Origin of the sequence: Pseudomonas sp. NFX224 (genome assembly GCF_048565165.1) — a bacterium.
Lineage (GTDB): Bacteria > Pseudomonadota > Gammaproteobacteria > Pseudomonadales > Pseudomonadaceae > Aquipseudomonas.
In genome coordinates, this window is sequence record NZ_CP183416.1 from 857042 (window position 1) to 869686 (window position 12645).

A 12645-nucleotide genomic window follows, 5' to 3' on the forward strand; every position below is an offset into this window, starting at 1 on the left:
TGCGGAAAACTCCGCTCCTGCCGGGTTTACGTTCCCCAGCCGGAGCGGAGCTCGCACTGGTAATCCTTACGAGTACCGCAACGCGTGAGCCGGTTCGATCTTCGCCGCACGCCAGGCCGGGTAAACAGTGGCCAAAAAGCTCAAGACAAACCCCGCCGTGCAGATCAACGCGACGTCCCCACCCTGCAATTCAGACGGCAGGTTGCTGACGAAATACACATCTGAACTGAAGATGTGCTGCCCGCTGACCCGCTCGATCCAGCCCACGATCTGACTGACGTTCAGCGCGGCAATAACGCCAAGCACGCCACCAATCAAGGTGCCGACGATGCCGATCACAGTGCCCTGAACCATGAAGATCGCCATGATCTGTCGCGGTGTGGCACCGATGGTGCGCAGGATCGCGATGTCCGCGCCCTTGTCGTTCACCACCATGATCAAGGTCGCGATGATGTTGAACGCCGCCACCGCGACGATCATCAGCAACAACAGGCCGATCATGGTTTTTTCCATTTTCATCGCACTGAACAGGCTGCCTTGGGTGTGGGTCCAGTCGTCAGCCTTGTAAGCGGCGCCCAGCCCGGTGGCGATGGTGCTCGACACTTGCGGCGCGGCGTACAGATCCTTCACCGCCAGGCGCACGCTCTGCACCTGATTCGGCTCCCAGTGCTGCATCTGCGCGGCGTCGGCAACGTGGATCAGCGCCATTGAACCGTCGAGTTCGGCGCCGACCTTGAACACGCCAACCACGTTCAAGCGCTGCATGCGCGGGGTAATGCCGCCCGGTGCATTGCTGACTTCCGGCACGATCAGGGTGATCTTGTCGCCGACGTTCAAGCGGAAACGGCGCGCCGTGATTTCGCCGATCACCACACCAAACTCGCCCGGTTTCAAGGCATCCAGACGCCCCTGGACGATATGTTTGGCCACGATCGATACCTGGCCTTCCAGCGCCGGATCGACGCCGCTGACCTGGATCGGTTGCATCGTGCCCTTGTAGGACAGCATGCCTTCCATCTCGGTGAACGGCACGGCGGCGGTGACCTCCGGGTTTTTCATGGCGGCGGCTGCAACGGGTTGCCAATCATCAATCGGGTTAACGCCGACGATGGTCGCGTGCGGCACCATGCCGAGGATGCGCGAGCTCATTTCACGCTGGAAGCCATTCATCACCGACAGCACCACGATCATCGCCAGCACGCCCAGGGCGAGGCCGATCATCGAGGTCATCGAGATGAAGGAAACAAAGCGATTGCGGCGCTTGGCGCGGGTATAGCGCGTGCCGATAAAGATCGATAACGGTCTGAACATTCGCTGGGGCACCGTATAAAAATAAAAGACCCGACGCGCCTTTCAGTCGCGTCGGGTTTCAATCCGTCAGATGGGAGTCAGGCAACCTTCCTGCAAGTGCAGGACGCGGTCCATCTGGCGGGCGAGGTTCATGTCGTGGGTCACCACCAGGAACGCCGTGCGCATCGAGGTGCTGAGCTCCAGCATCAAGTCCTGAATGCCTTCGGCGGTGTGAGAATCGAGGTTGCCGGTCGGCTCGTCGAGCATCACCAGGCCTGGATTGTTCACCAGGGCACGGGCGATGGCCACGCGCTGGCGTTCGCCACCGGACAGCTCCGCCGGCTTGTGCTCAAGGCGATGGCCCAGCCCTACCCGCTCCAGCAACGCCGTGGCACGCTTGCGCGCTTCCGGGATCGCGGTCTTGCCGATCAACAGCGGCATGCAGACGTTTTCCAGGGCAGTGAACTCGGGCAGCAAGTGGTGGAACTGGTACACGAAGCCGAGGGCGCGGTTACGCAGCAAACCACGCTTCTTCTCGCTCAGCGCCGAGAGCTCTTCGCCGTCGAGCCAGACACTGCCCTGGGTCGGCGTATCGAGACCGCCGAGCAAATTGAGCAAGGTACTTTTGCCCGAACCCGATTTACCGATGATCGCCACGCGCTCACCCGGGCGCAGTTCCAGTTGCAGACCGGCCAGAACTTCTACCGACTCAGGACCTTCCTCGTAGGATTTGCCCAGGTTGCGGCAGCTCAAGATTGCTTTATCAGTCATGCCCGACTCACTCATAACGTAGCGCCTCCGCAGGCTGGGTGCGCGCAGCACGCCAGGCTGGATACAGGGTGGCGAGGAAACTCAGGACCAACGCCGCAGAGCAGACCATCACGACGTCCTGGCTCTGCACTTGCGACGGCAGGTAATCGATGAAGTACACGTCGGCGTTGAGGAATTTGTGCCCGATCAGGCCTTCGAGTGCCGAGATCGCAGCGCTGACGTTCAATGCGGCGAAGATCCCGACTACTGCGCCGATCGCTGTTCCGACCACGCCAATGACCGTGCCTTGCACCATGAACGTGCGCATGATCGTGCCCGGCGTGGCGCCGAGGGTGCGCAGGATCGCGATATCGCTCTTCTTGTCATTCACCACCATCACCAGCGTGGAAATGATGTTGAAGGCGGCGACGGCGACGATCAGCAGCAACAGCAGGCCGATCATGGCTTTTTCCATGCGGATCGCCTGATACAGGTTGCCGTGGGTGCGGGTCCAGTCGCGGGCGTAGTAATGATCTTCGCCGAGTTCACGAGCAATGCTCCACGCGGTGCGTGGAGCCTGGAACAGATCGTCGAACTTCAGGCGGATACCCTGGACCTGATCCGGTTTCCAGCGATGCAACCGCGCCAGGTCCTGAAGATTGGTGATACCCAGATAGCCGTCGATCTCGCCGGCCCCGACATGGAAGATGCCGACCACGGTGAAGCGTTTCATGCGCGGGAACATCCCGGCCGGGGTTACGGTGACTTCCGGCGCCACGAAGGTCAGCTTGTCGCCGACCGCCGCACCGAGCTTGGTCGCCGCCTTGTCGCCGATGACGATGCCGAACTCACCCGGAGCCAGATCGTCAAGTTTGCCCTGCTGCATGAAGTGATCAATGATCGACACCTGGCGTTCCAGCGCCGGGTCGATGGCATTGAGCAGGACTTTCGAGACTTTGCCGTTATTGGTCAACAACCCCTGCATTTGCGTGAACGGCGCCACGGCCGTCACCTGCGGGTTCTGCTTGACCTTGGTGGCCAGGCTTTGCCAATCGCTGATCGGCTCGCCGGATTCGATGGTCGCGTGGGGCACCATGCCCAGCACGCGGGTACGCATCTCATGATCGAAGCCGTTCATGACCGACAGCACGACAATCATCACGACCACGCCAAGGGCGAGCCCGATCATCGAAGTCAGGGAAATGAATGACACAAAATGATTGCGACGCTTTGCACGGGTATAACGCGTGCCGATAAAAACGAAGAGAGGTCTGAACATGTCGGGGCTTGTTCGGAGGGAAAAGGAACGTCCTTGTGGCGGGGGTCGATAACCAGCTTTACACTCAGACCACCGCCGCTACCATGGGTTCGCCATGTCGACATTAGATGAAGAAGATCGCCGCGAATACTACCGTATCGAGGACACGATCGCACTGGAAATTCGGCCCCTGTCCGCTCCCGAAGCCGCAGGCCAGGAAGTGTTGCAGGATGCTTCCCCACTCTTCAACCTGCTCAGCGAATTGCACCTGAGCGAATTCGAGTCGCAGCATCTGTTGCGCCAGATCAGCGAACGCGACCGCACGACGGCTGCATTCCTCAAGTCCCAGAACAAGCGCATCGATTTGCTGAGCCAGGTCGTCGCTCTGACGGTGCTGGGGCAGATTGGCGAACCGCAGCCTGTGATCATTTCCGAAGGCGGCATCGACTTTCAGCACCCAACGCCCATCGCCGCCGGTGCGCGCCTGTCGGTCAAACTGGTGCTGATGCCGCAAGCCCTGGGCCTGTTGCTGCGCGCCCGCGTCACCCACTGCGACCGCAAGGGCGATGGCTACGACGTCGGCACCGAGTTCGAACACCTGACCGACGCCCAGCGACAGCTGCTCGCCCGCCATATCTTGCAGAAGCAGGCCCAGGAACGACGTCTGGCCCGCGAACAACTCGAATCCGGCAATTAATTTAAGGAAGAACCGTGACCCTCATCTACGGCCACCGCGGCGCCAAGGGCGAAGCACCGGAAAATACCCTGACCAGTTTTCAGGAATGTCTCAAGCACGGCGTACGCCGTTGCGAACTGGACTTGCACCTGTCCATGGATGGCGAGCTGATGGTCATTCACGACCCGACACTCAAGCGCACGACCGACCGGCGCGGCAAGGTCGTCGAGCACACGGCGGCGGAGCTGGTGACCTACGACGCGCGCAAAGGCGGCCCGGGCTGGATCAAACCCTGCCCGATTCCGACGCTGGAAGAACTGTTCGAAAAGTGCGACTTCGATCACTGGCAATTGGAAGTCAAAAGCGCCTCACGCACCCGCGCTGCAACCACGGTACTGGCGATCCGCGAAATGGCGCAACGTCATGGCCTGCTGGACAAGGTGACGATCACCTCCAGTTCCCGGGAAGTGCTGAAAGCGGCGCTGGATCTGGTGCCGGACGTATCTCGCGGACTGGTGGCCGAGTACGCCTGGCTCGACCCTTTGAAGGTCGCGGCAAGTTATGGCTGTGAGATTCTGGCGCTGAACTGGACACTGTGTACGCCGGAACGCCTGCAGAAGGCGCAGCGACAGGGGCTGCATGTGTCGGTATGGACAGTCAACGAGCCCGCGCTGATGCGCAGACTCGCCGACTTCGGCGTTGACAGCCTGATTACAGACTTTCCCGGTTTGGCCACTGCCACGCTCGAGAATTGCTGAAATCGGTCTCCCCGGCCGGCTCAGGCCACCGGCCGGAGCCGCTCAAAAAAGCCGGTTGAGGCCGTCGTAAGCCGCTACCCGATAGGCTTCGGCCATGGTCGGGTAGTTGAATGTGGTGTTGACAAAGTACTTCAAGGTGTTGAGCTCACCCGGCTGGTTCATGATCGCCTGACCGATGTGCACGATCTCCGACGCCTGATAACCGAAGCAGTGAACGCCCAGCACTTCCAGGGTTTCACGGTGGAACAGAATCTTCAGCATGCCTTGCGGCTCGCCGGCGATCTGCGCACGCGCCATGCTCTTGAAGAACGCCTTGCCCACTTCGTACGGCACTTTGGCCTGGGTCAGTTCCTGCTCGTTCTTGCCGATCGAGCTGATCTCCGGAATGGTGTAGATGCCGGTCGGCACGTCATTCACGAAACGCCAGCTGCCATTATCGACGATGCTGCCCGCAGCCGAGCGGCCCTGGTCGTGGGCGGCACTGGCCAGGCTTGGCCAGCCGATCACGTCACCGGCGCCATAAATGTTCTGGATGCCGGTGCGATAGTTTTCGTCGACTTCGATCTGGCCGCGGCCATTGACCTTCACGCCGATGTTTTCCAGACCCAACTGATCAGTGTTACCGGTTCGGCCGTTGCACCAGAGCAAGGCGTCCGCCTTGATCTTCTTGCCGGACTTGAGGTGCAGGATCACGCCGTTGTCCACGCCTTCGACGCGGTCGTAGTCTTCGTTGTGGCGAACCGTGATGTTGTTGTTGCTGAAGTGATAACTCAGTGCCTGGGAAATTTCCGAGTCGAGGAAGCTCAGCAACTGACCACGGTTGTCCACCAACTCAACCAGCACACCCAGACCGCTGAAGATCGAGGCGTATTCGCAACCGATCACGCCGGCGCCGTAAACGATGAGTTTGCGCGGGGTGTGGCCGAGGCTGAGGATGGTGTCGCTATCGTAGATACGCGGGTGGTGGAAATCGATGTCCGCCGGGCGATACGGGCGCGAACCGGTGGCGATGATGATGTGTTTGGCCACCAGTTTTTCGACTACGCCGTTGGCGCAGACCACTTCGATGGTTTGCTCATCGGCGAAACTGCCGGTGCCGAAGAACACGTCGACGCGGTTACGGGCGTAGTAGCCGGTACGCGAAGCGACTTGTTTGGAGATGACTTTTTCAGCGCTTTTCAACACGTCCGGGAACGAGAACCAGCGCGGCTCACCAATGGCCCGGAACATCGGGTTGGTGTTGAACTGCATGATCTGCCGGACCGAGTGACGCAGTGCCTTGGACGGGATGGTGCCCAAGTGAGTGCAGTTGCCGCCGACCTGGCGACGGCTATCGACCATCGCCACCTTGCGCCCTGCCTTCGCGGCGTTCATTGCCGCGCCTTCTCCCGCCGGGCCGGAACCCAACACCACCACGTCGTAGTTGTAGACAGCCATGCGTACTCCTCAGAACAGGCCGTGGCGCCATCGGCGCCTGCGGCTAAATCACGCCAATCTGTGGCGTGAAGGAACAATTTGGGGCCAGTGCAGAACCCGGACACAGTCTATAGAAGCGTCAACGCCGCGCACATTAACCCTTGGTCGCGTCGTAGGCTACTTTTGCCTGCACTACAACGCCAGTTTTCAATGCTTGAATCGCCGCAATCACTCGGTTTTTCCGCCACTGATACGTGCAAAATCGTGACTGCTGCGTGTGACGAAACCTGTATCGGCACGAATCACAAAAAATGCGCCGATATCGTGTTTTTCTGCGTAGTCCCAACCCCGCTCAGGGCCGAGAATCAACAACAACGTCGATAAGCCATCGGCCATCAACGCAGAAGGATGAATCACCGTGACGGACGCCAGCGTGTGTGAGACCGGCGCACCGGAGCGGGCATCCAATGTGTGGGAAAAACGCTGGCCGCCCTGCTCGAAATAATTGCGGTAATCGCCAGACGTGGAGAGCCCGTAACCGTCGATGGCGACGATGCGCTCGGCCACTTGTTGATCATCACGAGGTTCTTCCAGGGCGATGCGCCACGATGAGCCGTCGAGTTTCTTGCCGGACGCCTTGAGTTCGCCGGTCACTTCGACAAGAAAATTGTGAATCCCGAGCGCATCGAGCTTCGCGACGATCGTGTCCACCGCATAGCCGGCAGCAATGCTGTTGAAATCGACCTCGACCGCAGCGTCCTTGCACAACTGGTCACCGTTGATGCGCAAGTGTCCATGACCGACGCGCTGGCGCACCTCGGCTAGCGCTTCGGCCGTCGGCACTTTTTCTTCTCGGGCCTGAGGGCCGAAGCCCCAGAGATTGAGTAGCGGCTCCACCGTCAAATCGTAGGAGCCTTCGCTTTGCTCTGACAACTGCTCGCCAACGCGGATCAATTCGAGGATCGACGCGGGCATTTTCTGACAACGGTTGGCGGGCAATTGGTTGAAACGTTCGATGTCGGAGTCACTTCGGTAAGTCGACATTTGCTGGTCGACTTCAGCCAGGATCTTTTCGACTTCATCCTGGACTTCCGCCGGAGCAGGAGCACCCGCCTGGCGCACGTACTTGATCGACCAAGTGCTGCCCATCGTCGGGCCGCCTAAATTTGCCATGGCACTGTCGTTGCCGCAGCCGGACAACATACCCAACAACATCGTGAGTGCCACCGTCCACCAATTCAAAACCACCCCCTGAAGATTACCCTCAACCCAATATCAGGCCTGGTCATTATGCCCGCAGACTCCCTCATTCTCTTGAGAAAGCTTTTCATGCGGTGAAATGGCAAAAACGTTTAAGCAGCAAGCTAACTAGTTGTTGCCTATCTATCCCTCTACACATATTGTTACAAACTGTTGCAAAGGTTGCCTGACGCCCAAGCAACACAGAGGGACGCGTCTAAATCAGGGATTTCCGACAAGACAGCTAAAAGCGAGTACGTTCAAATGTCCTCTAATACGGGCAAAGGCAAAGCGATTTTTCGCGTTGTCAGCGGTAACTTTCTCGAGATGTTCGACTTCATGGTCTACGGTTTTTACGCCACGGCCATCGCCAAAACTTTCTTCCCTGCCGATAGCGCTTTCGCTTCCCTGATGCTCTCACTGGCTACCTTTGGGGCCGGCTTCCTGATGCGCCCGCTGGGAGCGATTTTCCTCGGTGCTTACATCGACCGTCATGGCCGCCGTAAAGGGTTGATCATCACCCTGGCCTTGATGGCTGCCGGTACGGTGCTGATTGCCTGCGTACCCGGTTACGCCACGCTCGGCGTCGCAGCGCCGCTAATCGTCCTGTTCGGTCGGCTGCTGCAAGGTTTCTCGGCTGGCGTGGAACTGGGAGGCGTGTCTGTTTATCTGGCGGAAATCTCCACGCCGGGCCGCAAAGGCTTTTTCGTCAGCTGGCAATCCGCCAGCCAACAGGCGGCCGTGGTTTTTGCCGGGCTACTGGGGGTTGGCTTGAACCATTGGCTGAGCCCGGAGCAAATGGGTGACTGGGGCTGGCGCGTACCCTTCCTGATCGGCTGCATGATCGTGCCGGTGATCTTCGTGATCCGTCGCTCGCTGGAGGAAACTCCCGAGTTTCAGGCGCGCAAACACCGCCCCACCCTGCAGGACATCATTCGTTCCATCAGCCAGAATTTCGGCATCGTCATCGCCGGGATGGCGCTGGTGGTGATGACCACGGTGTCGTTCTACCTGATCACTGCCTACACCCCGACGTTCGGCAAGGCCGAACTGCATTTGTCGGACATGGATGCGTTGCTGGTGACCGTATGCATCGGCCTCTCGAACTTCTTTTGGCTGCCGGTCATGGGTACGGTGTCCGACAAAATCGGACGCAAGCCCCTGCTGCTGGCGGCGACGATTCTGGCGATCCTCACGGCTTATCCAGCGCTGTCATGGCTGGTGGCGAACCCGAGCTTCAACCATCTGCTGATCGTCGAGCTATGGCTGTCGTTCCTGTATGGCTCGTACAACGGCGCGATGGTCGTGGCCCTGACCGAAATTATGCCGGTGGAAGTTCGTACAACCGGCTTCTCTCTGGCCTACAGCCTGGCGACGGCGACCTTCGGCGGTTTCACACCGGCGGCGTGTACTTATCTGATCCATGTGCTGGACAACAAAGCGGCACCGGGGATCTGGTTGAGTGCGGCGGCGGTGCTGGGGTTGATTGCAACGCTGGTGTTATTCCGGGGCAACAAGCATGAACTGCGGACCGCAGAAGCGGCAGTCGTTCGCGGCGCCTGACAGATCGCCTTCGCGAGCGGGCTCGCTCCCACAGGGTTTGACATGCCCCTGTGGGCGCGGGCATGCCCGCCAGGGCCCTCAAATACACCGAAACTTTATCGATCCGCCATCTTCAGCGATTGACTCCACCCGCCCCCCAGCGCCTTGTACAACGTCACCTGATTGATCTCACGCGCCAGCTCCAGTTGAGCCCATTTCTGCTGTGCATCAAACAATGAACGTTGGGCATCCATGGTGGAAAAGTAGCTGTCCAGCCCCGACTCGAAACGTAAACGCGATTGCCGATAGGCTTCCTGATAATCCCCCACCAGTTTTTTCTGGAACGCCACTTGGGTGAGCATTTCCTCTCGCGCATTCAGGGCATCGGCCGCTTCACGAAAAGCATTTTGCACCGTGGCTTCATAGGCGGCTGTACGCCCATCGAAGCGCGCATGACTGGCATCGACCTGCGCCCTGCGCGCCCCCCCGTCGATCAGCGGCAAAGAACCTGCTAGCGCCACCGACCAGAACTCGGCCGGCCCGGAAAGTAACCGGGAAAAATCTCCCGTGAGACTGCCCAGCGCCGAAGTCAGGGAAAAGGTCGGAAAGTACGCACTGCGTGCCGCACCAATGTCCGCATTGGCCGCTCGCAGTTGAGCTTCGGCAGACATGATGTCGGGGCGACGCTCGACCAGATTCGACGGCAGACCCGCCGGCACATCCAGCGTGGCCAATTGCTCACCCAGCACTCCGGTGGGCAACAAACCCGTCGGCACCGGCTGCCCCACCAACACCCGTAGCGCGTTCATGTTCTGCGCCACTTGCATCCGATAGGTGTTGACCTGCACCGCCGCCGTGTTGGTCTGCGCGTCCGCCTGATGAACGTCGATGCGCGCACTGGAGCCGAGGCTATAACTTTTGCGCAACAGCTGGCCGTAGCGGTCCTGGGATTGGTAGGTATTCTGCGCGAGATCAAGCAAATGCTGATTGGCCTTGAGGCTAAGCCAGGTACTGGCGACTTCGCCGATCAGCGCCAGCCGCGCCGTTTGATAATCCGCCTCGGACGCCTCGAAACGCGCCCCCGCCGCATTCCGCTGACTGCGGATGCGGCCGAACAGATCCAGCTCGTAGGACGTAAAGCCACCCGTGGCTTGAAACGTATTGGCGATGCTGCCGGCCGTATCGCCGCCGCCCGGCGTGCGCACCAACGGTGGCAGCTTGCTGCGCCCGGCGTAAGTGTCGATACCAATCGTGGGGAAAAGCCCCGATTGCGCACTGTCGTACCCGGCCCGGGCTTCTTCGACACTGGCGGCGAACTGGCGCAGGCTGCGATTGTTGACCAGCGCCAGTTCAATCAACTGACGCAGACGGTCGTCGACCACAAAACCACGCCAGTCCTTGTCGAACGCCTGCTTGCCGCTGCAACACTCTCCGTTTGTGTTCGCCGGCCATTGCTGGTCGATCGGCGCATCGGGTTTCTCGTAGGTCGGCTCCAGCGAACAACCACCGAGTAGCAACAGGGACATGAAACATGAAGTGGGTAAGCAACTGTTCATGGCGCGCACCTACAAGCGTTGGCCGAGCAAAGCTCGCAAAGGAGAAAGCAGCAGTGTCCACATGCCTGCGCGGCTGACACTGATGGGCGATACCGGTTGCTTGTGCGACCGCACCATGACCGGCCGCCATCGAAGTGGCGAAACGCTGGCCGCAACGTTGACCGGCCGATGAGAACGCGGCGCCAGGCGTTTCTCACCCAATAAGGAACGTTGCAGCAAGGTGCCGAAGGCTTGTGCCGGCTCGGCCTTGCTGACGACGTTGACCGTCGCATCACTGAATAGCCGCGCAATCAGGCTGCGCCGCAATCCTTCATCCAGGTCGGCAAACCTCAAGCCCAGTCGGTCGTCACCGTGGTTGCGCATGACTTCCACGTCCAGCCAACCGAGCTTGTCGATCCACAATTGTGCGCACAACCCCGGCTTGATCGAAGAGGCAAAGGCACAACTCAGAGATGCACCGCTGAGGGAGATGTCCACCAACCGCCCCGCCAGGGTCTTGCCACCAAAGCGCAAACCGGTGGGTTTGTCGAACGGGAACCGCTCTTCACCGTGCAGTCGTGGCCGGTCAACGCAGGCCACCAGGGTCGCCAGGTTGTAGACCAGCGCAACCACCGTCCAGCAGAGGTTGAACATCATGTTGCCGTCGAACGAGGCCGCCGTGCTGATGGCGATGTAAGCGCCGATCTGCGAAAACAGGGTCAACGAGAAAAAGAACCCGAACAGCTTCCAGTGGACCATCGTTTTCGTACGATCAAGGCCCTTGGCGGTGACTTTGAAGGGGCGGCCAAACGGTCGGATCATCGCACTGGCGATGGTTGCCGTGACGGCCAGCGAGGCGACGATTTGCGTCACTTCGGTGAATATCGGCAGCGTACGCCGGTCCGTAACCCAAGTGCCGTACCCCCAGAACGCAATCAGCGCCGGCATGCCGAACGCCAGGAAATCCACCGGGTTGGCGTAGAACCCGGCGATGCCGAAGTACCAATACAACACCGGCGATACCAGCATCATCAAAATGAATGGCTTGGAAAACCAGTGCATCAGACCATGCAGATAATGCAGCCGGTCGTTCAACGTGTAGCCGCTGCCGCGCAGCGGCCCGTCCTTGAGCAATGCCACCTGGATCGTTCCCAGGCACCAGCGCCCGCGCTGATTGATGTATTCGGTCAAGCCTTCGGCTGACAATCCAATCGACAGCCGTTCATTCAACCAACGGGTGACATAGCCTTTTTGCAACAACCGGTAGGTGGTGTAGATATCCTCACAGACCGAACCTGTCGGGAAACCACCCATTTCGTTGATCAAATCCCGCCGCACCACAAAGGATGTACCGACACAAAACGCCGCATCCCAACCGTCCTTGGCGGGCTGGAACACATCGAAGAACACTCGCTGCTCATCGACCCAGCAGGCCGACGTGCCGAGGTTGTGCTGTATCGGATCGGGGTTGTAGTAGAACTGCGGCGTCTGGACCAGGCCGACCCTGGGGTCTTCGAACAAGCCCAACGTGCGCATCAGGATCGGTTGTTGCGGTGCGAAATCGGCGTCGAGCACCAGAATGTACGGCGCGTTACTGCCCGCCGCCGACTGGCGCAATCCGTTGTTCAAGTTGCCGGCCTTGGCGTGCGAATTATCCGGGCGCCGCGCGTATTGCACCCCCATCTCGGCGCAGTAATCGCGCAGCCAGTCGCGCCGGGTATCGTCGAGCACCCAAATGGTGAAGTTCGGATAGTCGATCGCCTGGGCGGCAATAATGGTTTTTTCGAGAATCTCCAGACCTTCGTTGTAAGTGGCGATGAACACATCCACCGCCGGTACCGCTACACCCTGCTCACGCAAGCGCCGTTCGCCGGCATCGGCACGTTTTCGGTGATCGGTCCGGCAGAGCATCACGACGATGGAAAACAGCGTGTAACCAATCGCCAGCATTTCGAAAAACAAAAAGGCATAGGCCCAGACCGTGGCAAACCCTGAATGCCCGTCGGGCAAGGTCTCGCGAATCCGCCACGCCGCGTAGTTGATCAGCAGCAACGCCGTAACGGCACCGAATCCCGCACGCGCCCACCCTTGATCCCGTTGAGTCAGGCAGGTGAAGAGAATCACCACTGCCAGAGTCCAGAAATTGATTTGCAGCAGTTGCAGCGAGTCCAGTGCCTGCAT

The 12645-nt window shown here is 59.7% G+C and carries 10 protein-coding genes; 3 read left to right on the forward strand and 7 right to left on the reverse strand.

The genetic code is table 11. The features are described 5' to 3' along the window. Positions 1-66: 66 nt before the first annotated feature. From ACNYC6_RS03760 to ACNYC6_RS03770, 3 genes are all read right to left on the reverse strand, one after another. The gene (locus ACNYC6_RS03760) at positions 67-1311 is read right to left on the reverse strand and encodes a lipoprotein-releasing ABC transporter permease subunit (protein ID WP_419711146.1); all 1245 of its coding nucleotides are present in this window, start codon (positions 1309-1311) and stop codon (positions 67-69) included. A 66-nt stretch (positions 1312-1377) separates the two neighbouring features. Then, entirely contained in the window at positions 1378-2061 is a 684-nt protein-coding gene (gene lolD / locus ACNYC6_RS03765) for a lipoprotein-releasing ABC transporter ATP-binding protein LolD (protein ID WP_419711147.1), read from the reverse strand. 7 nt (positions 2062-2068) lie between these two features. Beyond that, a complete protein-coding gene (locus ACNYC6_RS03770; RefSeq protein ID WP_419711148.1) occupies positions 2069-3319 on the reverse strand; it encodes a lipoprotein-releasing ABC transporter permease subunit in 1251 nt (416 codons plus the stop codon). A 94-nt stretch (positions 3320-3413) separates the two neighbouring features. Between ACNYC6_RS03770 and ACNYC6_RS03775 the strand changes: the two genes are divergently transcribed. Continuing rightward, on the forward strand, positions 3414-3995 hold the full coding sequence (locus ACNYC6_RS03775; protein WP_419711149.1) for a PilZ domain-containing protein: 582 nt from the start codon (positions 3414-3416) through the stop codon (positions 3993-3995). A 14-nt stretch (positions 3996-4009) separates the two neighbouring features. Next, positions 4010-4732 (forward strand): glycerophosphodiester phosphodiesterase, encoded by a 723-nt coding sequence (locus ACNYC6_RS03780; RefSeq protein ID WP_338585648.1) that lies wholly within the window; start codon positions 4010-4012, stop codon positions 4730-4732. A gap of 42 nt (positions 4733-4774) precedes the next feature. Here ACNYC6_RS03780 and sthA read toward each other — a convergent pair whose 3' ends face one another. Both sthA and ACNYC6_RS03790 read right to left on the reverse strand, forming a co-directional pair. After that, positions 4775-6169: a Si-specific NAD(P)(+) transhydrogenase gene (sthA, locus tag ACNYC6_RS03785; protein ID WP_053161582.1), complete on the reverse strand. Its 1395-nt coding sequence runs from the start codon at positions 6167-6169 to the stop codon at positions 4775-4777. 207 nt (positions 6170-6376) lie between these two features. Then, positions 6377-7363, reverse strand: coding sequence for an FAD:protein FMN transferase (locus tag ACNYC6_RS03790; RefSeq protein ID WP_419712908.1), 987 nt, complete (start codon positions 7361-7363; stop codon positions 6377-6379). A 288-nt stretch (positions 7364-7651) separates the two neighbouring features. Between ACNYC6_RS03790 and ACNYC6_RS03795 the strand changes: the two genes are divergently transcribed. Then, positions 7652-8950: an MFS transporter gene (locus tag ACNYC6_RS03795; protein WP_419711150.1), complete on the forward strand. Its 1299-nt coding sequence runs from the start codon at positions 7652-7654 to the stop codon at positions 8948-8950. Positions 8951-9045: 95 nt separating this feature from the next. On the opposite strand, the gene ACNYC6_RS03800 is transcribed toward ACNYC6_RS03795, so the two are convergent. Next, positions 9046-10485: an efflux transporter outer membrane subunit gene (locus ACNYC6_RS03800; protein WP_419711151.1), complete on the reverse strand. Its 1440-nt coding sequence runs from the start codon at positions 10483-10485 to the stop codon at positions 9046-9048. Positions 10486-10494: 9 nt separating this feature from the next. After that, positions 10495-12645 (reverse strand): glycosyltransferase family 2 protein, encoded by a 2151-nt coding sequence (locus ACNYC6_RS03805; protein ID WP_419711152.1) that lies wholly within the window; start codon positions 12643-12645, stop codon positions 10495-10497.